The sequence below is a fragment of the Variovorax soli genome (genome assembly GCF_031454625.1).
Lineage (GTDB): Bacteria > Pseudomonadota > Gammaproteobacteria > Burkholderiales > Burkholderiaceae_C > Variovorax > Variovorax soli_A.
Map to the genome: position 1 here is coordinate 93,441 of NZ_JAVDRF010000015.1, position 23,316 is coordinate 116,756.

The 23,316-nt window shown below is 66.4% G+C and carries 22 protein-coding genes and 1 pseudogene; 12 read left to right on the forward strand and 11 right to left on the reverse strand.

Translation table 11 applies throughout. The features are described from left to right. Nucleotides 1–25: 25 nt before the first annotated feature. Genes J2739_RS25280 through J2739_RS25305 form a run of 6 tightly spaced genes read right to left on the reverse strand, consistent with a single transcriptional unit; the run spans nt 26 to nt 6,106 of the window. Entirely contained in the window at nt 26–715 is a 690-nt protein-coding gene (locus J2739_RS25280) for a GntR family transcriptional regulator (protein ID WP_309906831.1), read from the reverse strand. 8 nt (nt 716–723) lie between these two features. Then, nucleotides 724–1,728, reverse strand: a complete 1,005-nt coding sequence (locus J2739_RS25285) for a Gfo/Idh/MocA family protein (RefSeq protein WP_309906889.1) — start codon at nt 1,726–1,728, stop codon at nt 724–726. Between the two features lie 2 nt (nt 1,729–1,730). After that, nucleotides 1,731–2,849, reverse strand: a complete 1,119-nt coding sequence (locus J2739_RS25290; RefSeq protein WP_309906833.1) for an ABC transporter ATP-binding protein — start codon at nt 2,847–2,849, stop codon at nt 1,731–1,733. 48 nt (nt 2,850–2,897) lie between these two features. Next, nucleotides 2,898–3,782: a carbohydrate ABC transporter permease gene (locus tag J2739_RS25295; protein WP_309906834.1), complete on the reverse strand. Its 885-nt coding sequence runs from the start codon at nt 3,780–3,782 to the stop codon at nt 2,898–2,900. 4 nt (nt 3,783–3,786) lie between these two features. Continuing rightward, nucleotides 3,787–4,752, reverse strand: coding sequence for a carbohydrate ABC transporter permease (locus J2739_RS25300; protein ID WP_309906836.1), 966 nt, complete (start codon nt 4,750–4,752; stop codon nt 3,787–3,789). Between the two features lie 25 nt (nt 4,753–4,777). Next, the gene (locus J2739_RS25305) at nt 4,778–6,106 is read right to left on the reverse strand and encodes an ABC transporter substrate-binding protein (RefSeq protein WP_309906838.1); all 1,329 of its coding nucleotides are present in this window, start codon (nt 6,104–6,106) and stop codon (nt 4,778–4,780) included. A 241-nt stretch (nt 6,107–6,347) separates the two neighbouring features. Here J2739_RS25305 and J2739_RS25310 point away from each other — a divergent pair, with 241 nt between their 5' ends. From J2739_RS25310 to J2739_RS27945, 4 genes and pseudogenes are all read left to right on the forward strand, one after another. Further along, nucleotides 6,348–8,069, forward strand: coding sequence for an IlvD/Edd family dehydratase (locus J2739_RS25310; RefSeq protein WP_309906841.1), 1,722 nt, complete (start codon nt 6,348–6,350; stop codon nt 8,067–8,069). Between the two features lie 159 nt (nt 8,070–8,228). After that, entirely contained in the window at nt 8,229–9,146 is a 918-nt protein-coding gene (locus J2739_RS25315) for a dihydrodipicolinate synthase family protein (RefSeq protein WP_309906843.1), read from the forward strand. A 159-nt stretch (nt 9,147–9,305) separates the two neighbouring features. Further along, nucleotides 9,306–9,569 (forward strand): annotated as a pseudogene (locus tag J2739_RS27940) (IS6 family transposase); the annotation flags it as partial. Continuing rightward, a complete protein-coding gene (locus J2739_RS27945) occupies nt 9,569–9,715 on the forward strand; it encodes a hypothetical protein (protein WP_405053947.1) in 147 nt (48 codons plus the stop codon). The pseudogene J2739_RS27940 and the gene J2739_RS27945, both read left to right, overlap by 1 nt. A gap of 273 nt (nt 9,716–9,988) precedes the next feature. Here the strand turns inward: J2739_RS27945 and J2739_RS25325 are convergent, their stop codons facing one another. Next, a complete protein-coding gene (locus J2739_RS25325) occupies nt 9,989–11,023 on the reverse strand; it encodes a LacI family DNA-binding transcriptional regulator (protein WP_309906845.1) in 1,035 nt (344 codons plus the stop codon). A 134-nt stretch (nt 11,024–11,157) separates the two neighbouring features. Here J2739_RS25325 and J2739_RS25330 point away from each other — a divergent pair, with 134 nt between their 5' ends. From J2739_RS25330 to J2739_RS25365, 8 genes are all read left to right on the forward strand, one after another. Beyond that, nucleotides 11,158–11,961: an SDR family NAD(P)-dependent oxidoreductase gene (locus J2739_RS25330; RefSeq protein WP_309906847.1), complete on the forward strand. Its 804-nt coding sequence runs from the start codon at nt 11,158–11,160 to the stop codon at nt 11,959–11,961. Between the two features lie 159 nt (nt 11,962–12,120). Further along, the gene (locus tag J2739_RS25335) at nt 12,121–13,152 is read left to right on the forward strand and encodes a TRAP transporter substrate-binding protein (RefSeq protein WP_309906849.1); all 1,032 of its coding nucleotides are present in this window, start codon (nt 12,121–12,123) and stop codon (nt 13,150–13,152) included. A 25-nt stretch (nt 13,153–13,177) separates the two neighbouring features. Further along, nucleotides 13,178–15,052, forward strand: a complete 1,875-nt coding sequence (locus J2739_RS25340; protein WP_309906891.1) for a TRAP transporter large permease — start codon at nt 13,178–13,180, stop codon at nt 15,050–15,052. Nucleotides 15,053–15,104: 52 nt separating this feature from the next. Continuing rightward, nucleotides 15,105–15,659, forward strand: coding sequence for a VOC family protein (locus J2739_RS25345; RefSeq protein ID WP_309906851.1), 555 nt, complete (start codon nt 15,105–15,107; stop codon nt 15,657–15,659). 37 nt (nt 15,660–15,696) lie between these two features. Further along, complete coding sequence (locus J2739_RS25350) at nt 15,697–16,962, forward strand: ribulose-bisphosphate carboxylase large subunit family protein (RefSeq protein WP_309906853.1); 1,266 nt, start codon at nt 15,697–15,699, stop codon at nt 16,960–16,962. Next, nucleotides 16,959–18,290, forward strand: a complete 1,332-nt coding sequence (locus J2739_RS25355; RefSeq protein WP_309906855.1) for a four-carbon acid sugar kinase family protein — start codon at nt 16,959–16,961, stop codon at nt 18,288–18,290. Before J2739_RS25350 ends, J2739_RS25355 begins: the two co-directional genes overlap by 4 nt. A gap of 77 nt (nt 18,291–18,367) precedes the next feature. Next, nucleotides 18,368–18,637, forward strand: a complete 270-nt coding sequence (locus J2739_RS25360; protein ID WP_309906856.1) for a type II toxin-antitoxin system Phd/YefM family antitoxin — start codon at nt 18,368–18,370, stop codon at nt 18,635–18,637. A gap of 11 nt (nt 18,638–18,648) precedes the next feature. Beyond that, nucleotides 18,649–18,963: a CcdB family protein gene (locus J2739_RS25365; protein ID WP_309906858.1), complete on the forward strand. Its 315-nt coding sequence runs from the start codon at nt 18,649–18,651 to the stop codon at nt 18,961–18,963. A gap of 293 nt (nt 18,964–19,256) precedes the next feature. Here the strand turns inward: J2739_RS25365 and J2739_RS25370 are convergent, their stop codons facing one another. Genes J2739_RS25370 through J2739_RS25385 form a run of 4 tightly spaced genes read right to left on the reverse strand, consistent with a single transcriptional unit; the run spans nt 19,257 to nt 23,309 of the window. Further along, entirely contained in the window at nt 19,257–20,222 is a 966-nt protein-coding gene (locus J2739_RS25370) for a Bug family tripartite tricarboxylate transporter substrate binding protein (protein ID WP_309906860.1), read from the reverse strand. Between the two features lies 1 nt (nt 20,223). Beyond that, the gene (locus J2739_RS25375) at nt 20,224–21,129 is read right to left on the reverse strand and encodes a dihydrodipicolinate synthase family protein (RefSeq protein WP_309906862.1); all 906 of its coding nucleotides are present in this window, start codon (nt 21,127–21,129) and stop codon (nt 20,224–20,226) included. Then, the gene (locus J2739_RS25380) at nt 21,122–22,102 is read right to left on the reverse strand and encodes an aldose 1-epimerase (RefSeq protein WP_309906864.1); all 981 of its coding nucleotides are present in this window, start codon (nt 22,100–22,102) and stop codon (nt 21,122–21,124) included. The genes J2739_RS25375 and J2739_RS25380 overlap by 8 nt, the downstream gene beginning before the upstream one ends. A 4-nt stretch (nt 22,103–22,106) precedes the next feature. Further along, on the reverse strand, nt 22,107–23,309 hold the full coding sequence (locus J2739_RS25385; RefSeq protein WP_309906866.1) for a mandelate racemase/muconate lactonizing enzyme family protein: 1,203 nt from the start codon (nt 23,307–23,309) through the stop codon (nt 22,107–22,109). Nucleotides 23,310–23,316 lie beyond the last annotated feature (7 nt).

Below are 23,316 nucleotides of genomic sequence, written 5' to 3' on the forward strand. Positions count from 1 at the left end.
TTCTTCACCCACGCCGCGAAGCCTCTCAGTGACCTGACGGCGCTTCGCTGAGCTTGCGCAGGTAATCATTCTTTGCACCTTGCAAATGGTCCACGCAAAGCTGCGCGAGTGCCCAGCTGTCGGTCCCCTTGAGCAGTTGAATGATCATGAAGTGGTCGCGCTCCGATGCCTGAGCATGCGCGTAGTCGGCGGTTTTCTTGGCGCGCACCGGCAGGCTCAGCCACATGTAGTGCTTGATCGAGTCGACCAGGTAGGGGTTGCCACAGGCAGCGAACATCGTCAGATGAAAGGCGTCGTTGGCTTCGTGCACGCCGCTGAAGTTTCGCACCCGCAGGTGTTCGCCATATTCCGCGTGCAGGCGCTCCAGGTGCTCGATCACGGCTGCCGGCGCTGGCAGCGGGATGCGCAGCGCTGCCTGGCGCTGCAGCAGCTCACGCACTTCGTAGATCTGGCTCACCTCGCGCGGGCTCAGCGAGCGTACCGCGACACCCTTGTTCTTCTCGCGCACCACGATGCCGGTGCGTTCGAGCTCGGCCAGTGCCTGGCGCACGAAATGGCGCGTCACGTTGAAGCGCGCGATCAGCGTGTCTTCTGTCAAGCGCGCGCCAGGGGCAAGCCGTCCGAAGATGATGTCTTCGCCCAGCACCTTGGCGATGTCGGCCGGTTCGGCCGCGGCGAATCCCACGGGTCTGTCGATAAGCTCTTCGGTCGTCATTCGTTCCTTCAGCAGCCCCCGCGTTGATACGCCTCCTCAACGAGCGCCAGCGTGCGCAGGTTGTCGGCCGGCTCGGTCTCGAAGGCACGGCCGCTGCGCACGCCATCGACGAAATGCGAGATCGTGGCCGCATAGGAAGCCAAGTAGCACGCGGGCATGTCATATGGTAGCTCGGCAGGTTGGGCGCCGAAGCAGCGCAGCGTGTCGCCTTCCAACTCGATCGTGCCAGTCGTGCCGACCAGCGTCAGCCGATCGGCCTGCACAGGCATGCGGCCATGCACGGCCAGATTGGCCAGCAACGCGACCGGAGCCAGCGATGCGGTCTCGAAAGACAAAAATGCGCGATCCTCGCCGCGCATCGCCGGGCTGGCGCGGCCGAGCCGGGCATGCACGAGCGTGAGTTCGCCGAGCAGGAAGCGCAGCGTATCGATGTGGTGGATCAGGATCTCCGTCACCAGCGCGCGTTCGAGTCCCGCGATGAAAGGCTGGCGCTCCAGCGCCGGCAGCCGGCCGGCCTCGTCCGGCAGCAAACCCGAAGTCAACAGCGTCATACTGGCCTGCAACACGTCGCCGATCCGGCCGTCGGCCAGCCAACGCGCGAGGTCGCGGTAGTAAGGGCGAAAGCGCCAGTTCTCGTGCACCATGAGCCGGCACTGCGGTGCCACTTCTTCGGCCAGCACCCGAGCCTCGGGCAGCGTGGGGGCCAGTGGCTTCTGGCACAGCACGGCCAATCCGTGGCGCGCCGCCTCACGCACGATCGCCGCATGAAACTCCCGCGGCGCCGCCACGTCGACCGCATCGAGTGGCGTCTGCTCGAACATCTGCTGGGCACTGGCGAAGACCTGCGCGATGCCGAATTCGCGGGCCCGTGCTCGTGCGTTCGCCTGGTTCGGGTCGGCGATGGCCACCACAGTCGCCCTCCCCTGCAGCGAGCGCCAGCCGGCGAGGTGGTGCGCGGTGACCCAGCCGGCTCCGACCAGGCCGACCCGCAAGGGCAGCGTCGCGTCGCGCATCTTCACGCCGCGCGCACGTCAGTCGCGGGAATCGCCTTGTCGGTGACGGCGTCGAACAGGTAGAGCGCCTCGCTCGGCACGCTCAGGCCCACCGGATCGCCGATGCAGCCGGCGATGTTGCGGTGCAGGCGCGCCATTACGTCCCCGGCGCCGCCATCAAGCGCCACCATGAGCAGCGTCTCGGCGCCAAGCGGTTCGATCGCAGAGACGACCCCGCGCAGCGTGGCGCAGTCTTCGCGCGCCTCGTGCAGCTGCAACTCTTCCGGCCGCACGCCCACCAGAATGTCGCCGCTCGGCGGCAGCGCCGCATCGGCCCAGCGTGCGAGCGAAAGCTCGCTACCGCCCAGGGTCGCGACTCGACAGCCCTCGCGCTGCGCGATGCCGGCCCGCAGAATGTTCATAGGCGGGTTGCCGAGGAAGCGTGCGACGAAGGCGTCGGCCGGGGCCCGATAAACCTCCAGCGGTTTGCCGATCTGCGCGACCTTGCCCTTGTTCATGACGCAGATGCGCTGGCCCATGGTCATCGCCTCGACCTGGTCATGCGTGACGTAGATCATGGTGGCGTTGAGCCGATGGTGCAATCTCACGAGTTCGTTGCGCGTGTTCACGCGCAACGCAGCATCGAGGTTGGAGAGCGGCTCATCGAACAGGAACACCTTGGGCTCGCGCACGATTGCGCGGCCCAGCGCCACGCGCTGGCGCTGCCCGCCCGAGAGAGCCGCGGGCTTGCGCGCCAGCAACTCGTCCAGACCCAGGATATCGGCCGCGGACTTCACGCGCGCGGCGATTTGCCGGCCATCGACATTGCGGCGACGAAGACCGAAGGACAGGTTGTCGGCGACCGTCATGTGCGGGTAGAGCGCATACGACTGGAATACCATGGCGATGTCGCGATCCTTCGCGGGCACCTCGTTGACCTTCCGGGCATCAATGGCGAGGGAACCTTCGCTGATCGACTCGAGGCCGGCGATCATGCGCAACGTGGTCGACTTGCCGCAGCCCGATGGGCCGAGCAACACCATGAACTCGCCGTCGCGCACACTCAGTGAGACGTCATCGACGGCCGGCTGCATGGTGCCCTTGTATCGCTTGAAGATGTTTTGAAGATGGACGGCTGCCACGGTCGTATTCCAGTCAAGGTGTTTGGAGGCGGGGCGATCAGGGGCGCGCTACTTGACGGCGCCAGCCGTCATTCCCTGGATCAGCTTCTCGGAGAAAAAGGCGTAGAGCACCACCACCGGAATGACGGCGATCATCATTCCGGTGGCGATCATCCCGATGTCCTGGAAGTAGTCGCCCATGTAGGCACGGATGCCGATGGGCAGCGTGCGCGAACTCTGGTCACTGAGCAACACCACGGCGAAGAGGAACTCGTTCCAGAGCTGGATGAAGTTCAGGATGATCGTGGTCGCGATGGCAGGCATGCCCACGGGCAGCACGATGCGCCAGAAGATCTCGAAGTCGGAGTAGCCGTCCATCTTGGCGGCATCGAACAGATCCTGGGGAATGCGCGCGAAAAATCCCTCCAGCAGATACACGGTCAGCGGCAGCTGCAGGCTCACGTACACGATCATCAGGCCGAGGCGCGAGTTGTAGAGGTCGTACTCCACGAGCACCTGGAACAGCGAGATCAGGATGATCTGGGGCGGAAACACGATGGAGCTGAACAGGATGAAATAGACCAGCCGGTTGCCGCGGAAGTTGTAGCGCGCCAGGCAATGCGCCGCAGCGGCGCCCAGCAGCGTGACGATTGCGACGGCCGACACCACGATGAGGGTGCTGTTCCAGAAGTACTGCGCGAAGTTGGAATCGACCCATGCGATGCGGAACTTCTCCCAGTGGAAAGTCTCGGGCCAGGCGAAGTGGTTGGCGCTGATCTCCGAGGTGGTGCGCACCGACATCGTGCCGATCCACAGGAAGGGCAGCGCCGAGTAAAGCGTATAGAGCACCACGCCGGCCATGAGGCCGCCATTGCGCAGCATGCGCGAGAGGACAATCGGGAGCGAGTCGCGCTGTGCGACTTGCAGCGGCGAAGCGAGTGAGGATGCGGTCATGGGCCTAGTACTCCATGCGCTCACGGCGGCGGAACAGCACGTTGAAGAAGACGACGAAGCCGACCACCACGAAGAACCACACGACCGCGATGGCCGAGGGATAACCGAGGTCGAAGGTGTTCCAGTTGAAGGCCCGCTTGTAGACGTAGGTCGAAACGGTTTCGGTCGACCAGACCGGTCCGCCCTCGGTCATGATCCAGACCAGGTCGAAAACCTTCATCTTCCCGATGAAGGCCAGGATGTAGAGGTTCAGCAGCGTCGGCCACAGCATCGGCACGATGATGTCGGTCAGCTTGTGCCACCAGCCGCAGTTGTCGAGCTCGGCCGCCTCGAGCACCTCCGAGGGCAGCGAATGCAGCGCCGCCAGGCACACGACCATGTTGAAGCCGGCCCATTTCCAGGCGTGTGTCACGACCAGTGAGCCGAGCGCGAAGCGCGTGTCGCCCAGCCAGGCCTGTGCCCAGCTCCCAAGCCCCAGCGCGCGCAGCATGCCGTTGACGACCCCCCAGTCGTAGTTGTAGATCCAGACCCACATGATCCCGACCACGACATACGACAGCAGCACCGGCGTGAACCATGCGACGCGCAGGAAGCGGGAAAAAGGCACGCCCGCATAAAGGCACAGTGCGAGCAGCAGGCCCACCACCACGTCGAGAATCGGGCCTATGACGGACCAGATGGCCGTGTTGCGCACGGCCGCCCAGAAGGTCTTGTCCCGGAATACCTCGGCGTAGTGTGCCAAGCCGACAAACTCCGACGAGGCCAGGTCCGCGACGTTGAAGAAGCTGTTGTAGAAGGTGCGCAAGACTGGGTAGGCCGTCAGGCCCGCATAGACGATCAGTGCCGGGGCGAGGAACAGCATCACCGTCGGCAGCGACGCGCGCCGCGAGTCGGCCTCGGGAGCAGCGAGCCACCCGCCAAGGGTGCGGCGTATCGCCGCCACGGCACTGGATGAAGAAGGACTGCTCACGCCGCAGACTCCCCTTGCGCCCGCGTCAGGATGCAGCCTTGCAGGCCGCATCCATCTGCGTCGCCGCGTCGCTGACGCTCACCAACCCACCGGGAAAGGCCCGGTTGAGCACCTGCGCGAAGGTGTCGCCGCACTTGCCGCTCATGTAGTGCAGCGGCGTGCCGATGAAGTACTTGGCGCCGGCGCCGCGCTCCTGCAGCTCCTTGAAGTACGGCGCATAGATGCTGGTGATGCGCGAAGGATCCGTCTTCACGCCGGTCTGCAGCAGCACGCTCTCCATCCACTTGTTGCCGTTTTCGACGGTGGCCAGCGAAGAAAGCATCTTGCCCGCGCATTCCTTGTTCTTGCTGCGCGAATACATCACGTAGCTGCCGCCGACTGCCAGCGTCTTGCACTCCGGGCACTTGCTGCCGTCCATCGCCGGGTACTTCATGAGGCCCAGCGCGAAATCCTTCGGCTGCCCGCCCTTCTCCGGTGCAACGAACGCGCGGCCGGTGTACCAGCTCGCGATCGGGAACATCAGCGCGCCCGGGTTCGTGTGGAAGTAGTAGTGCGACTCGCCGAGCTTCATCGTCGCCATGCTCTTGGGGAACATGCCCGCGTCAACCAGCTGCTTGACCCAGGTCATGGCCTCGATCACGCGCGGATCCTGGAACGGCAGCCTGCCTGTCAGCAGCTTCTCGTAGTCCTCGGTGCCCAGCTTGCGCAGCAGCACTTCCTGCAGGAAATAGGCTCCCGGATAGGGCCGGTCGCCCACGCCTGTGGCGGTCGGCGTGACGCCTGCCGCGACCGATCGCTTGACCATGTCGGTGAACTGCGCCTGCGTCATCTGCATGCCGGCCGGCGGGGTCACGCCGATCTTCTTCATGAGGTCGCGGTTGTAGTAGAGCTCCACCGAGTAGGCCTCCTGCGGCATCGCGTAGACCTTGCCGTTCCAGGTCCACGAGCGCTTGGCCCAATCCTCCAGGTTGGCAAGGTTGATGTAGTTGTCCAGCGGCTCGAGGTAGCCGCCTTTCGCGAACGCGATCTCGTCGGGTTCGAGCCAGAAGATGTCTGGCGCCTGGCCGGTGCGCACCGAGGTCTTCACCGAGGTGTAGAGGTCGGCCTTCTGCACGAACTGCAGATTCACCTTGCACTGCGGCGTGGCCGCTTCGAACTGCTTGACGCGCTCCTCGATGAAGCCGCGCTTGGAGGCTTCGTCCGGCCAGTGGCTCCACATGGTGAGGGTCTGCTGCTGCGCAATAGCGGGCGTGCCGACCAGCGCGACGGCCGTACCGGCCAGGACGATCGCCGCTGCAGTTCGGCGGGCGGTACGCAGGCCTGCCAGGGCCTTCGCGCATGGGTAAACCGTCATGAGTGTCTCCTGTGGATGGATCCGGGACCAGACCCGGGATGCGCCGCTTCACGCAAGAATGCTCGGCATATTGTCAATAATACGTATGCTGTCGGCGACATTGTTCAGGGGTTTACCCGGGCGAACGTTTCCATAGAAGCCGCAGCGCCGCATACATTATTGACATATCTATCCACATTATTGATACTTTGATCGCTGTGGCTCTCCATCCCGGACCGCAACATCGTTCACAGGACCTCTCATGACCCAAGGCATGCGCAAAGGATTGACCTCCTACGGCGACCCGGATTTCTCGCTCTTCCTTCGCAAGGCCTTCATCAAGGCCATGGGCTTGTCGGACGACGCGCTGTCGCGCCCGATCGTGGGCATTGCTAACACCTTCAGCGACTACAACGCATGCCACGGCAACGTGCCGAAGCTGGTGGAAGCAATCAAGCGCGGCGTGATGCTCTCGGGCGCGCTGCCGATGGAGTTCCCGACGATCTCGATCCACGAATCGTTCGCACATCCGACGAGCATGTTCCTGCGCAACCTGATGGCGATGGACACCGAGGAGATGGTGCGCGCCCAGCCGATGGATGCGGTGGTACTCATCGGCGGCTGCGACAAGACCATCCCTGCGCAAATGATGGCGGCGGCGTCGGCCGACGTACCCACGGTGATCGTGCCGGTTGGGCCGATGCTGGTCGGCCACTACAAAGGCGAGCAGCTCGGCGCCTGCACCGACTGTCGGCGCCTCTGGGGCGAGCACCGGGGCGGACGCATCGACGAACAGCAGATCGAGTTCATCAACGAGCGCCTGGCACCGACGCCTGGCACCTGCATGGTGATGGGCACGGCCAGCACCATGGCCTGCATGGTCGAAGCCATGGGCCTAGCCCTGCCCCGCTCGGCCACCATCCCCGCCACCCACGCCGACCGGCTGCGTTCGGCCGAGGCGAGCGGCATGTTCGCCGCCGCCATGGCAAAGAACGGCGGACCCAAGCCATCGGCGCTGATGACGGAGGCGGCATTTCGCAACGCACTGATCGTGATGCAGGCGATCGGCGGCTCGACGAACGGCCTCATCCACTTGACGGCCGCGGCTGGCCGGCTCGGCTTGAAGATCGATCTCGATGTCTTCGACCAGCTCGGCCGCGACGTGCCGGTGCTGGTCGATCTGAAGCCCTCGGGCGACCACTACATGGAGCATTTCCATTGGGCCGGCGGGGTGCCGCGCCTGATGCGGGAGCTCCAAAACCTGCTCGACCTCAACACACCCACGGTGACGGGGGGCACGCTGCGCGACTACATGGCGACCGCGGAGGACGTGCCCGGCCAGACAGTGATCCGGCCTCGCACATCGCCGATAAAGGCGATGGGCAGCATGGCGGTGTTGCAGGGCAACCTAGCGCCGCGCGGCGCGATCATCAAGCAGTCCGCGGCATCGCCCGCACTGATGCGGCATACCGGCCGCGCGGTGGTGTTCGAGTCGGTCGAGGACCTCACCGAGCGCATCGATCATCCCGAGCTGGACGTGACAGCGGACGACGTACTGGTGCTGCGCAATGCCGGCCCGCGCGGCGCGCCGGGCATGCCGGAGGCCGGCTATCTGCCCATCCCGCGCAAGCTCGCGACGCAGGGCGTGAAGGACATGGTGCGCATCTCCGACGCACGCATGAGCGGCACCGCCTTCGGCACCATCGTGCTGCACATCTCGCCCGAATCTGCGGCCGGAGGACCGCTTGGCCTGGTGCAGAACGGCGACCGCATCGCGCTCGACGTGATCGGGCGCCGCATCGACCTGCTGGTGGACGATGCCGAGCTGGCGCGTCGCCGCGAGGCCGCGGGCGCGGCGCCTCCAGCGGCCGCCGCGCCGGTGCCCGATCGTGGCTACGCAGCACTGTTCCACCGCAGCGTGTTGCAGGCCGACGAGGGCTGCGATTTCGACTTCCTGGTGCCCGGGCGCGGCCCGAGGGAATGAACGCGCTGCCATCGATCGAGCCGGACTGCGTGGCGCCACCGGCGCTGCCCGGAGCGGATTCCGCGCACGCCCAGCGCGTGCATCTCTGGCCGACGACCCCGCGCGACGCTACTGCTTCTGACCGCATTGCCCCTTCTTCATTCCTTCCGGAGACCCACCGTGACCACGTCCCGCCTCCGCGGCGTCATCGCCGCCGCCGCCACGCCCGTACATCCTGATTTCTCGCCGGACATCGCGCGCCTGCTGCCGCATCTGCGCCGCCTGCTCGAGGAAGGCTGCGATGCCATCAACCTGCTGGGCACCACCGGCGAGGCCACCTCATTCAGCGTCCGCCAGCGCCTCGCCGTGATGCAGAGCGTCAAGGACGCGGGCCTACCGATGGAGCGCTTCATGGTAGGTACAGGCGTGTGCGCGCTGGACGACAGTGCGGTGTTGACGCAGGCCGCTGCCGACCTTGGCTTCGCCGGTGCGCTGGTGCTGCCGCCCTTCTTCTACCCGGGCCCCGACGGCACGGCGTTGCTGGGGTATGTCGATGCCCTCGTTGAGCGGCTCAAGCCCGGAGCGCTCGCGCTTTACCTCTATCACATCCCCCAGAACACCAACGTGCCCTGGCCGATCGAAACGGTGGCTGTACTGGCCAGGCAACACGCCGGCCTGCTGGCAGGCATCAAGGACAGCTCGGGCGAGCTGGCCTACTCGCGCGCAGTGGTGAAGGCCGTGCCCGGCTTCGACGTGTTCCCGAGTTCCGAGGCAACGCTGTGCGACGCGACGCAGGAGGGCTTCGCCGGCTGCATCTCGGCCACCACCAATCTCACGGCCGCCGACGCTCAGATCGCCTGGCGCCTGCAGGGCCGCGACGAAGGCCGCACAGCCGCCGCGCGTGCGGCGGCACAGCGCAGCGTATTGGCCAAGGAGGCGCTCGTGTCGAGCGTGAAGGCTGCGCTGGCTCTGCGCTATGACGATCCCGAATGGGCGCGTACCTGCCCCCCTCTGCAGGCGCGCACGCCAGCGCAGCGTCAGGCTCTGCGATCGGAACTCGAAAAGGCAGGCTGGAAGTTCAGCATAGAAGCTGCGTGAGTCGCAGAGGGCGTCCGGCGATTGCAAGTTGACATGCCTGCTGACGAAATTGAATTTCGAGGTATCGCCGAGCGCCCCACCGCGTGCTTGCGCCAATGAAACACCTTGGCTGATAACGGCAGCATTCAGGGCTCTGTCGCGATAAGCCGCGCTGCCAAAATGCAGCCATGGTACCGGCTGCACGTCCAACTTCAGAACTCGACTCTGCGAGGGGTGATTAAGCGGCTGCATTTTCCGCTTGAACTCATGCTGGTGTGCGTTCGCTGGTACGCGGCGTATCAGTTGAGCTTGCGCAACCTTGAAGAGATGATGGCAGAGCGCGGTGTGCTGGTCGACCACGCCACCGTCCACCGCTGGTCATTGAAGATGCTGCCCGTATTGGCCAAGGTGTTTCGTCGGCGCAAGCACCCGGTGGGGCGCTCATGATGGGATTCAAGTCCTTTCACTGTGCTGGCCGCCTGATCGCTGGCATCGAGACCATGCACATGATCAAGAAGGGGCAGTTGCGCTGCCCCGGTGACCTGGCATTTACACATGCCGACCACTTCGACAGTCTCGCCGTCCATTGACCCGGACCGATTCCGGCATCAACTCGCCTCAATCGGCTTATCGCGACAGAACCCACGCAGGTGCTGAATGACGAGTTGCACACGTCCTTCGAGAGGTGGCACCCAGGTTTCGGCGCTGAGGATCAGGTGCCGCTCGCAGCATAGGCAGGGAGCAAGAAGACTGCACCGCACACCCCCAGGAATGTGATGCTCTCCTATGCGCGCTCGAGGCAACCCTTGCTGCCGCCCTCTGGCAATTCCCGATCGCCCACGCGGTACCTCCGCTAACCTTGATCAGGGTAGGTTTTCCCTGAAGATCACCTGGCTTCGAGTGGCCTCCACCCCGGACATCATGTCGCGCCTGTCGCGCAGGTTGGTGAAGATGCGCACGCAAGTAAGTATGGCGCTTTGCGGGCTCTGATTGATGACCGCGTCCATCGTACCGTCGATCAGCAGGGCGCGAGTGTCGGGGGTAAGGCCGTGGCCGATGAAGACCACGCGGTGCTCCTGTCCGCTCTCTTTCAGGCCGCGGCCTACGCCTTCGGCGCCGCCGCCGATGTTGTAGATGGCGGCCAGGTCCCTGTGCTGCTCCAGCAACGCCAGTGTGGTGCGATAGTTGGTGCGCTCGTCGTCGTAGCCCTCGCGCAGGCCAAGCACCTGCAGCTGCGGATATTGCTCGGCCAGGAGCTGCATGAAACCGGCCTCGCGCTCCTCGTGCGCGCGGTAGCTGAGTGACCCGGCGATCATCGCCACCTTCGCGCGTCGCGACGGGCCGAGGAATCGGCCGATGAGGTAGGCCGCGGTGCGGCCGGCCGCACGATTGTCCAAGCCCACGTACGCCACTCGCCTGGAGTGCGACAGGTCCGACACCAGCGTGATCGAGGGCACACCATGCTCGGCCAGTCGGTCGACGGCTTCGCGAACCACAGGGTGTTCCAGGGCCATGAAGGCCACGCCATCCACCCGCCGGCCGCGCCGGCGCAACAGGGAGGCCAGCGCTTCCGGGTCGAAGCTCTCGATGAAGGCGGTCTTGCAGTTGACATTGAAGGGCGCCCAGTGCTCCTGCGAGTAGCCCACCCATTCGCCCAGCATGCGCAGGAACCGGCTGCTGCGATCGGGCAGGACGAACAGCAGCTGCATGGGCTCGGGCGCGAGCGTGGCGTGCAACTCGTGGCGCGGCAAGTAGTCGAGCTGCGCGGCCGCCTGCACCACCCGCTGTACCGTGGCCTGCCGCACGCCCGGGCGGCGGTGCAGCACTCGGTCCACCGTGGCAGTGGACACGCCGGCGAGGCGCGCCACATCGGCTAGGCCCGGAAGGCTGCGCGTCATCGTTAGGTCGTCTCCATCAATCAATCAAAAACCATCAGCACGCTGGCTTGGGCCACGCGGGCAGCGAGCCTATCGTAAGCACCCAGCTCGCGACAAGCCCTGCCGCAGCAAAACAGAAGGCATCTGGAGCATTGATGGAGACGACAAGCGAAAGACTGAAGGGCCGCGTCGCCCTCGTGTTCGGCGCCGGCGCGGCCGGCGAGGGATGGGGCAACGGCAAGGCAGCCGCGGTGGCCTATGCGCGTCACGGCGCCAAGGTCGTCGCGGTCGACCGGGACGCGGCGCTGGCCCAGGCCACCTCCGACCTGATCCGCGGCGAAGGCTTTGCTGCGCAGGCCGTGGCGGCGGACGTGACCGCCTATGACCAGGTGCAGCACGCCGTGGGGGTGGCGCTGGAGAGCTATGGCCACGTCGACATCCTGCACAACAATGTCGGCATCACCTCCCAAGGCGGCCCGGTGGAAACCACCGAAGAGACCTGGGACCGAGTGATGACGGTGAATGTGAAGAGCATGTTCCTCACCTGCAAGGCGGTGCTGCCGCTGATGGAGGCGCAGCGCCGAGGGGCTATCGTCAACATCGGTGCGCTGGGCGGCGTGCGCTGGACGGGCTACGCCTACTGCGCCTACGCCGCCTCCAAGGGCGCGGTGAACTCGCTCACCCAGAGCGTGGCGCTGCAATACGCGGCCAAGGGCATCCGGGCCAACTGCATTCTTCCGGGCGTGATGGACACGCCGCACATCTACAACCAGATCTCGGGCTTCTACCAGAGCACTGAAGAGATGGTGGCCGCCCGCCACCGCCTTTCTCCCACCGGGCGAATGGGCGACGGCTGGGACGTGGCGAACGCGGCGGTGTTCCTCGCTTCCGACGAGGCGCGCTATATCAACGGGGTGGAGCTGCTGGTGGACGGTGGCATGCATGTGCGCTGCAACTGAGCGCGCCCTGCTGCGAGATCCATCAAAACCCATCAGACTTGCGGTTTGCGCCTGGTGCCCGGCCGCCCTATCTTCCCCCGGCGGCGGGCACCATCAGCCCACAACATCACGCGCCGGCCTCTTCATCGACGGCAGACCTCACAGACAGGAGACAAAGACATGAGCCAATCGCCCCTCTTCAGCCGCCGCAGCCTGCTGCGCAGCTTTTCCGCGCTGCCCGCCGCCGGCCTGGTCGGCGCTTTGCCGCGCCTGGCCCATGCCGCGCCGGAGTTCAGCTTCAAGTTCGGCAACAACCTGCCGGTGACCCATCCGCTGAACGTGCGCGCCAATGAGGTGGCGGTCCGCATCGCCAGCGAGAGCAAGGGGCGCATGGAGATCAAGGTCTTCCCCAACAACCAGCTTGGCGGGGACACCGACATGCTGGCGCAGGTCCGCAGCGGCGGGCTGGAGATCTTCAACCCCGGCACCATGGTGATCGCCACCTTGGCGCCCATCAGCGCCATCACCGCCGTTGGCTTCGCCTTCTCCCACTACGAGCAGGTCTGGAGCGCGGTCGACGGCAAGCTCGGAGACGCGATCCGCGCCGCCTTCGCCAAGGTCGGCCTCTACACCTTCGACAAGATGTGGGACAACGGCTTCCGTCAGATCACCACCAGCACCAAGCCCATCAAGACGGCAGCCGATCTGGAGGGGCTGAAGATCCGCGTGCCGGTGAGCCCCATGGGCATTTCCCTGTTCAAGTCGCTCGGCGCCTCGCCCACCAGCCTGCAATTCTCCGAGGTGTACTCCGCCCTGCAGACCAAGGTGGTGGATGCGCAGGAGAACCCGCTGGCCATCGTGCAGACGGCCAAGCTGTACGAGGTGCAGAAGTTCTGCTCGGTCACGAACCATAGCTGGGACGGCTACCACCTGGTGGTCAACGGCCGCGCCTGGAAGAGCCTGCCCGACGACCTGAAGACCATCGTTTCGCGTGCCTTCAACGAAGGCGGTCTGCAGCAGCGCGAAGACCTGCGCAAGCTGAATGAATCGCTGCAGGCGGACCTCGCAGCCAAGGGCATGGCCTTCAACACCGCCGCGCCCGACAGCTTCCGCGCACAGTTGCAGAAGTCCGGCTTCTATTCCGAATGGAAGAACAAGTTCGGCGGCGAAGCGTGGAGCCTGCTCGAAGCCACGGCCGGCAAGGTGTCCTGACATGAGCGCAGCCCCCACCCTGGGCATGCACGGCGCGCGTGAGCAGGGACTGGCAGCGTCCACCGGCTGGCGCGCCGGCGTGGACACGCTGGACCGCTGGCTGGGCCGGCTCACCGAGCTCCCGGCGGCGGGGCTGGTGCTGGCCGACATCGTGGTGCTACTGGCGGGCGTGGTGTCGCGCTACGTGTTCCATTCACCGCTGGTCTGGTCCGATGAACTGGCCGGGATCATGTTCCTGTGGATGTCGATGCTGGGCGCGGTGGTGGCACTCCGCCGCGGCGAGCACATGCGGATGACTGCCTTCGTCGCCAAGGCGTCGCCCGACACGCGCGCCTTCCTCGATGTGCTGGCGCTGGCCGCCTCGCTGGCCTTCCTGCTGCTCGTCGCGCATCCCGCCTTCGAGTACGCCTCGGAGGAGGCCATCGTCGTCACGCCCGCGCTGGAAATCAGCAATGCCTGGCGCGCCTCGGCGCTGCCGGTGGGCGTGGGACTGATGGTGCTGGTGAGCCTGCTTCGCCTGTTGCGAGTGAGCACGGCGGGCCGCACGCTCGCCGCGCTGGTGCTGGTCGGCGTGCTGTGCGGCGCCTTCTGGTGGATGGCCCCGATGCTCGTGCCCTTGGGCAAGCTCAACCTGCTGATCTTCTTCGGCGGTGTGGTCGGAGCCTGCGTGTTCGCCGGCGTACCGATCGCCTTTTCCTTCGCCCTGGCCACCTTCGGTTTTCTCGCGCTGACGACGAAGACGCCGATGCTGGTGTTGGTGGGTCGCATGGACGAGGGCATGTCGCACCTCATCCTCCTGGCGGTGCCGCTGTTCGTGTTCCTGGGCCTCCTGATCGAGATGACCGGCATGGCCAAGGCGATGGTGCAGTTCCTCGCCAGCCTGCTAGGCCATGTGCGGGGCGGCCTGAGCTATGTGCTGATCGGCGGCATGTACCTGGTCTCCGGCATCTCCGGCTCGAAGGCGGCGGACATGGCAGCCATCGCGCCGGTGCTGTTCCCCGAGATGAAAAAGCGCGGCGCAAGACCCGGCGACCTGGTGGCGCTGCTTTCCACCACCGGCGCGCAGACCGAGACCATTCCGCCGTCGATTGTGCTCATCACCATCGGCTCGGTGACCGGCGTGTCGATCGCGGCGCTGTTCACCGGCGGCCTCGTGCCGGGCCTGGTGCTGGGGGTGGCGCTGTGCACCGTCGTATGGTGGCGCTACCGGCACGAAGACCTCTCGGGCGTGGAGCGCGCCAGCGGCCGTGCAATCGGCAAGGCCTTCGTCTATGCGCTGCCGGCGGTTGCCCTGCCCTTCGTCATCCGCGCTGCGGTGGTCGAGGGGGTGGCCACTGCCACCGAGGTGTCGACCATCGGCATCGCCTACTCGGTGCTGGCAGGCTTGCTCCTGTACCGCCAGTTCGACGTCAAGCGCCTCCTGCCGATGCTCATCGAGACGGCTGCGCTTTCGGGCGCCATCATCTTCATCATCGGTGCGGCGACCGGCATGGCCTGGGGCCTGACGCAGTCGGGCTTCGCGCACGACCTGGCCGCGGCCATGGAGGCGATGCCAGGCGGCAAGGCCGGGTTCATCGCGGTCTCGGTCGTCGCCTTCCTCGTGCTGGGCAGCGTGCTGGAAGGCATCCCGGCCATCGTGCTCTTCGGCCCGTTGATGTTCCCCATTGCCCGCGCGGTGGGCGTGCACGAGGTGCACTACGCAATGGTGGTGGTCCTGGCGATGGGCCTGGGCCTCTTCGCGCCGCCTTTCGGCGTCGGCTACTACGCGGCCTGCGCCATCGGCAAGGTAGACCCGGTGGAAGGCATCCGCCCGATCTGGGGCTACCTGGTGGCACTGATGGTCGGCCTCGTCCTCGTGGCCGCGGTGCCATGGTTCTCCACCGGCTTTCTCGGCAAGTAGTTCTTTTCTCAACGCCCCGTCCGATGCGGCGGGCCCCAGCAAGGCATTTCTCATGAGCAGATTCTTCGGCGAGATCCGGCAGGTGGCTTATCTCGTTCCCCATATCGAGGCGGCCATGGACTACTGGTCGCGCGTTCTCGGCGTCGGGCCGTGGTTCTACAACCCGCGCGTACCCATCCGCAACTACAGCTATCGCGGCGAAAGCTACGAACCGCACAACTCGGTGGCGCTGGCGAACGCGGGCGGGCTGCAGGTGGAGTTGCTGCAGACGCGCAATGACGTGCCCTCGATGTACCGCGACTTCCAGCGAGCCGGCCATGTGGGCGCGCAGCACTTCGCGTATTGGACCGAGAACTTCGACGAAGACCTGAAGCGCGCGGAAGCAGCCGGTTTCGAGGTATGCATGGCCGGCGAGGTCGGCGAGCGCGGGCGCTTCGTCTATTTCCAGGACCGGACCGCCGACGGCGGGTACCACCCCGGCGCGACCATCGAGCTGTCGGAAGTGGCGGGCCCCAAGGGCAAGCTCTTCCGCATGATCCGCGAAGCGGCCGAGGGATGGGATGGACGCGAGCCGGTGCGTCCCTTCCCCGATCTGGACACGCTATGAGCCTCCACTGCGCAATGCAAGGCACGGAGGTTGCACGGTGACCGAACGCATCCGCGCCACGTATCTCGTCGAGACGCCGCTCGATCCTGCCCACGTTTCAGAGGTGATGGCCGGCGAGCAGTCCTGCGGCACCTTCACTCGGGTGGAGGGCGAGACCGATGCGCTGCGCGAGCGCGCCCGCGCGGTGGTGGAGGCCATCCAGCCGCTTGAATCGGTCGACGAGCCCGCACTGCCCAACGCTTGGCTGCAGCGCAAGGGGACGAAGGGCCCATATCGGCGCTTCCAGGTTCGCATCGCATATCCGGTGGAGAACATCGGCACCAACTTGCCCACATTGGCGGCCACGGTAGCCGGCAACCTGTACGACCTCGGCGAAGTCACCAGCCTGCGCCTGGAGCGCATGGAGGTGCCCGCGGCTTACCGCTCGCGCTTCGACCAGCCGGCGCATGGGATCCCCGGCACGCGTCGCCTCACCGGCGTGACGCAGGGTGCGATGCTGGGCACCATCCTCAAGCCCAACGTCGGCATGTCGGCCGGGGACACCGCCGCGCTCGTGGCGCGGCTGTGCGCTGCGGGCGTGGATTTCATCAAGGACGACGAGGTCTGCGCTAATCCAGACCACGCCCCCCTTTCCGAGCGCGTGCCGGCCGTGATGGCCGCCGTGCGCGCGCACCAGGAGCGAACCGGCAAGCATGTGATGGTGGCGTTCAACATCAGCGACGAGACCGACGCCATGCTGCGCCACGCCGAACTGGTGCAGCGCGAGGGCGGCAGCTGCGTGATGGTGAGCCTGAACTGGTGCGGCTTCTCCGCCGTTCAGACCCTGCGTCGCCGCACGCCATTGGCGCTGCACGGCCATCGCAACGGCTACGGGGCGATGTCGCGGCATCCGCTGCTGGGCATCGGCTTCGATGCCTACCAGGCGCTATGGCGTCTGGCGGGCGTGGACCACATGCACGTGCACGGCCTGCAAGGCAAGTTCGCGCAGGACGACGACGAGGTGGTGGCATCGGCGCGCGCCTGCTACACGCCGCTGACCCCCGACATGGACGATGCCGTGCTGCCCGCCTTCTCTTCCGGCCAGTGGGCTGGCACCGTTCCCGCCACCTGGCAGGCCATCGGCCGCGACGACCTGCTGTTCATGGCGGGAGGCGGGATCCTCGCGCACCCGGATGGCGCTGCAGCCGGCGTGGCCAGCCTGCGGCAGGCCTGGACCGCGGTGCGTGCCGGCATGCCGCTGGAGGACGCCGCCCGAAGCGCGCCCGAACTGGCCGCCGCCCTGCGCTTCTTCGGCGGCAAATGAATCCATCTGCTGCCCTCCTCTTTTACGGCGACGACTTCACCGGCGCCACCGATGCCCTGGGCACGGCAGCGCGCGCGGGGCTGCGCACCCTGCTCTTCCTGGGCACACCGGACGCGAAGCGCCTCGACTCCGCAGGTGCCCTGGACTGCATCGGCATCGCCGGTGCGGCGCGCTCGATGACACCCAAGGCCATGCGAGATGAGTTGGCCCCGGTCGCCGCACTGGCGCGCGCGCTGAAGCCCCGCGTGCTGCACTACAAGACCTGCTCCACATTCGACAGTGCGCCACAGGTGGGCAGCATCGGCGAGGCGGTGCGCACGCTGGCGCCGGCGCTAGGCGCCCCACGGCTTTCCATCGTCGGCGGCCAGCCCAACCTGGGCCGCTACTGCCTGTTCGGCAACCTCTTCGCCACGGCGGGCGCGCAGGGTGAGGTGTTCCGCATCGATCGGCATCCCACGATGAGCCAGCATCCAGTGACGCCGATCAACGAGGCCGACCTGCGGTTGCACCTGTCGCGGCAAGGTTTGAAGGACATCGTCCTCATTCCCTGGACCGCGTATGCGGAGGGCGACGAAGCGCTGTCTCTGCGCGCTGCGAAGCACAGCAGCCCGCTGCTGTGGGACGTGGCCGAGCCCTCGCACTTGGCCTTGCTGGGACGGCAACTGTGGACGCTGGCGCAGCAAGAGCCGTTGCTGGCGGTCGGCCCGAGCAGCGTCGTGGAAGCGGTGGCGCGGGCCATTCACCGGGAGCCCGCGCCTCGACCCAGAGCCATCGCCGCGGCGGAAGGTCCCGTCCTGGTGCTGGCCGGTAGCCTGTCGCCAGTGACGGCAGCGCAGGTGGCGGCGGCGAGTTCCACCTTCGAGGTGATGCGGCTGTCTGCCGAGCGTCTGGCTTCTCGCGACGTGGACTACCTGGCCAGCGCCGTGCTGGACGCCGCTTCACAACTCGCGTCGGGACGGAACGTGCTCGCGTGCACAGTCGGCATCGACGGCTCACGCGCCGCAGTGCCTTCCGGCGCCTTGGCACGCGCGGGCGGGCAACTGCTCAAGGAGGTGCTGCGCAAGACGCCTGCGGTGCGACGAGTGGGCATCGCTGGTGGCGACACTTCCAGCCTGGCGGTGCGCGCCCTCGATGCCTGGGCGCTTTCTTACCGAGGCCTGCTCGCGCCCGGCGTGCCTCTATGCCGGCTGCACAGCGATGAAGCGCTGTTGGATGGCGTCGAGCTCATGCTCAAAGGCGGTCAGATGGGCGGGCCGGATGTGTTCGAGCGACTGATCGCTGGCAATCAACCAGGACGGGATTCGACTCCTTGTACTCTCATGCCTTGAGGCGGCAGTTGCGCTCGCCCTGAAATCCTCTCTGCCACAAGAATGGCTAAAATAGCCAATCACTCGAGGAAACCACGATGCGTGTCACCGCCACCGAAGCCAAGAACCGTTTTGGCAGCCTTTGCGCCCAGGCCAAGCGCGCACCAGTGTTCGTGGAAAAGGCCGGTCAGATCGACACCGTGATCCTTTCGGCCGAGCAATACGAAGCGCTGCGAGCCACCCACGACAAGGCCAGCCGCACCGCGCGCAGGAAGGCGTTTGAAGCCGAGTTTGGTGAATGGATTGCAGCCCAGAACGCCCGCTTCGAAACGCACGGGATTCCCGGCGCCGACTTGCGCCCGTGGTGAGCGACTGACTGATGGCGCAGTATGACGTTTTTGCAAATCCAAGCAGCAGTGCGGCCGGCGGTATCCCTTACGTGGTCGTGATTCAGAGCGACCTGCTCGATGCCCTGCCCACGCGGCTGACCATGCCGCTGGCGGTGCTCGATGCAGCGACCAAGGTGCCGACCGCGCTGTGTCCGATCATCATGGTCAAAGGCCAGCGTCTGCATGCGCTGGCGCACTATGCGGCGCCTTTGCCTGCCAAGGTCTTGAAGCGACCGGTCGACAACGTGGCCGCGCAGGCCAGCGCGCTTGTATCAGCAATGGACGCAGTGTTGTCGGGCGTCTAGGAGCGGCAAGACGGCCATCGCTGTTGAAAGACGGCTCTCGCTGCGGCCCGATCCCAGCGCCTGGGGCAGAAACCGGCGCACGATGTTCCCGATCGGAGCGGCGCCGAAGGGGCTCGCCGTCGCGCCGACTCCGTCCTGCTCGGCCAACGCCCGCGCCTTCGCGGCGTCGCAGCCGGTCACCTCGACGGTGTGTCCAGCCTTGGCGGAATGTCGGCCGATGGCTGAGGCCGTCGAGCCGCAACGAAGCACCGCCGCGCGTGGGTGTATCCGCACCGCATTGCGGCCGCTGGCCCTCAATCTCCCTTGATACCTTGCACGCGGATCAACTCCGCCCAGCGTGTGTATTCGCTGCGGATCAGGCGACCCAGCGCTTCGGGCGAGCCGCCCGCCGGGGTAATGCCCATAGCGACCATCCTGTCGCGCACCGCCGGTTGGTTCAGCGCGTTGTTGAACGCTGTATTGAGCCGCCGGATCGCCGGCTCAGGCGTGCCCGCCGGGGCCGCGAAGGCATACCACGGCTCGATGACGAAGCCGGCAAAACCCAGTTCTTCCATCGTCGGGACATCCGGCAGATTGGCCGAGCGCGTCTTGCCCGTCACCGCCAGCGCACGCACCTTGCCCTGCTTGATGAAGGGCAGGATGGAAGGCTCGTTGTCGAAGAACACCGGGACCTGGCCGCCGATGAGGTCGGTGATGGCAGGCCCCGATCCCTTGTATGGCACATGGGTCATCTCGATGCCCGCCATCTTCTTGAGCAACTCGGCGGCGAGGTGGTTGGACGCGCCCACGCCCGAAGATGCGTAGGCCATGGGCTGGCGCCTGGCCTGGTCGACCAGGTCCTTCACGCTGCGGATGCCCGACTCGTTGTTGACGGTGAGCACATTGATCGATGCGCCCAGCAGGATCACCGGCGCCATGTCCTTGAACAGATCGTAGCCAATGTTCTTGTACAGGCTCGCATTGATGGCGCAGCTGCCAATGCTGCACTGGACCAGCGTGTAGCCGTCGGCCGGCGCCTTCAGCGCCGACGCCGTTCCCACGCTGCCGGCGGCTCCGGCACGGTTGTCGACGATGATGGGCTGCCCCAGCTCCGTCGACGCCGCAGTGGCAAGCAGGCGCCCGACCACGTCGGCGCTGCCGCCGGGCGGAACCGGGATGACCAGCTTCACCGGGTGGGCTGGATAAGTCTGTGCGGCAACAGGCCAGCCCGCAGCGGCGATGAGGCCGAACAGGAGGCCGGCGAAGAAGCGGCGTTCCATGCTATTTCCAGCCGTCGACCAGCCGCTTGAGCTGCGCCAGGTCCGCTTCCGGCAGCGGCCAGGTGCTGGGCGGCCGGGCCGCGCCGCAGTCTCGCCGCGCGTATTGCAGCGCCGCTTTCACCACGCTCACGTTCGAGCCGTTGCGCTCATGCGTGCGCAATTCCTCGAAGCTCGCGATGCCGCCGATCAATTCCATCGCCAGCTGGTGATCCCCCTTCGCCAACGCGGCGTGAATGCGCATGGACAGGTCGGGCCGTACGTTGATCAGCCCCGAGGTGAAGCCGCGGGCGCCCACCGCGTACATCGGCGGGGCCCAGGGCTCGGCCAGTCCGCACACCCAGGCCAGGCCGCGATCGGCCACCTGCGCCATGGCCTGCACCAGGCGCAAGGGCGTGGGCGACGCCCATTTCACGCCGATGACCTGCGGAATTCGGCACAGGGCCTCGATGACCGGCAGGCCGATCGCGTCGTCACGCAGATAGAGCACGACAGGCAGGCCGTCCGCCGCGTCGGCGACCCGGCGCACATACGTGACCACACCGCTGGGCGCGACGAAGGGGTCCGTCAGCTGATGCACCATCAGGGCAGCGGCACCTGCCTTGCGTGAGGCACGCGCCAGGGCGCAGGCGTCGTGGACGCTGCGCCCCACGCCACCCAGCAAGGGCACGCGGCCATGGACATGTTCCGCCGCGGCATGCACCATGCGCTCGGCCTCCGCCATGGTCAGGCCGAAGAACTCGCTGGTGTTGCCGTTCGCCACCAGCACATGGACGCCCGCCTCGATGGCGCGGTCGACGATGGGCTCCAGGCGATCGGGCGCGATGTGGTCCGCATCGTCAAAGGGCGTCACCAGGATGCCTGAGATGCCGTCCAGGGCAGTCCTGAGGGGAGTTGTCGGTTCAGTCATGTCGTCGGTCTCGTGTGGTTGCGCGGGGTGTGTCATTGGCCTGCCTCGACAGGGAAGAGACGGACAGGCGCAGGTTGCATGTCATCGCCTCGCCGGGCGCGAGCACCCGCCAGCCGGTGTCGGCGCGCGCCGCAGCCAGGTTGGCGGCGTCCGCGACATGCGAGACCGGTTCCACGCAGAAGTACGCTCCCGGACCCGGCCGATGCAACACCAGGTGCTGCAGTGCAGAGCTGGCTAGCAGTTCGATGGCGGGACCATCGGTCGCCGCCATCCGCGCTTGTCCGTTCCACCCGCCGTAGTAGCGGGTGCATTCGACATCGGGCAAGGCGTTCGCCGACGCGTAGTAGTCCGCCGGACCGGTCGGCACCGGCGTGCTCGCGAGGAATTCGGCGTCCGCCGGCCAGACGGTGCGCGCATCGAACTGCAGGCTGTGCGCGAAGCGGGCCGGGAAATAGGGATGGAAGCCGCCACCGCCTGGCATCGGCTCCCGGTCGTCGTTGGTGACCCGCAAGCTCAGCGTGATGCCTGCGGAGTCGAGCTCCACTCCCTGCTCGGCCCGAAAAGCCCATGGCCAGCCGTGATCCCCCGGCACATGGACATAGGTCATGGTGGCGCGGTCCGCTGCGTGTTGCTCGAGGTGCCATGGACGCTGCTGGCTGACGCCGTGCAGCGCGTGCCGTTCCCCCGGATGGAGCGGCAACTGCACCCTGCCCTGCGTGCCGGCCAAGCGGCCGTCGCGGATGCGGTTCGAGAACGGCACCAGGGGATAGCAGCCGGCCTTGGGCCACTGCGTGGATTCGAAACCGGCGGCGCGCACGGCGTCGGCGAGCGGCACCAGCCAGTCGATTGTTTCGCCCGCGGCTGTGCCGGAGCTGAGGCTGGTGATACGTCCACCTGCAGCCGGCGCCAGCGTCGCCGTCAGCGCTCCGCTGCACAGCGTGGTCTCGGGCGTCACGCTCAGATGCATCGCCATCCGCTCACAACTTCGTACTGCGGATGGTGACGTCAGGCCGGTGCAGCAACGCCGGCGACAGCGCCAGGCCCAGGCCTGCGCCGGGCGGAACCGTTGCATGGCCGGCGCGGACATCGGGCAATCGCGTCACGAGTTCGCGATACCAGCCCCCCAGGTACGCGCGCACCACTTCCTGCAGCACCACGTTGGTCGTGCTCATCGCCAGATGAAGCGACGCCGTGAGCACGACCGGACCGGTGCAGTCATGCGGCGCGACGGGCTTGTGAAAGGCCTTCGCCAGGGCCGCGATCTTCCTGGCTTCGGAGAGACCCCCGACCCAGCCCAGGTCCAGCATCACATAGTCCACCGCATTGTTCTTGAGCAGTTGGATGAATGGCTGAACGGTGGCCAGCGTCTCGCTGCCGCAGACCGGAACTCGGGTGCGCGAACGGAATTCGGCGATCGTGTCCAGGTTGGACATCTGGATCGGGTCCTCGATCCAGTAGGGCTTGAACTCCTCGAGCGCCTGCGCGATCCGCACGGCCATCGGCAGGTTCCACATCGAATGGAGCTCCACCATGATGTCCATCTCGTAGCCGACAGCGCGCCGGATTTCGCGGAATGGCTCGAGCGCAGTGTCCAGGTCGCGGGCCGAAATCGACTGGCCGCCGCTGGCCTGGGCGAAGGGATCGAAGGGCCAGATCTTCATCGCCTTGTAGCCCTCGGACAGCAGGCTTTCGGCCAACGCCGCTGGGCGCTTGACGAATGCAACCTGGTCCTCGTAAGGCCCTTCGGGCGCGGCGTCGGCGCTGGCCTGCGTCACCGAGCGACGCTGTGGGGCCTTGTTGTAGGTGTAGCCCGCGCAGGTGTTGTAGACCGGGACGTGTTCGCGCACGGCGCCGCCGAGCAACTGGTTGAGCGGCTGTTGCGTGACCTGGCCGAACAGATCCCACAGGGCGATGTCGATCGCCGAAGCGGCGCGCGTTTCGGCACCGCTGCTGGCAAAGCCGACATAGCCGTACAGCAGGTGCTGGCTGTGGGCTTCGATGGCGAGCGGATCCTTTCCCAGCAGGTAGGGCGCGATCAGTTCATGGATCTGCGCCTGCACGGCCTGGGCGCCACGAAAGGTTTCCCCCAGGCCCACCAGGCCGGTGTCGGTGTGGATCTGCACCCACAGGATGTTGGGATAGGCGGCCGCGTGGACCGTATCGACTTGCGTGATCTTCATGGGGGTC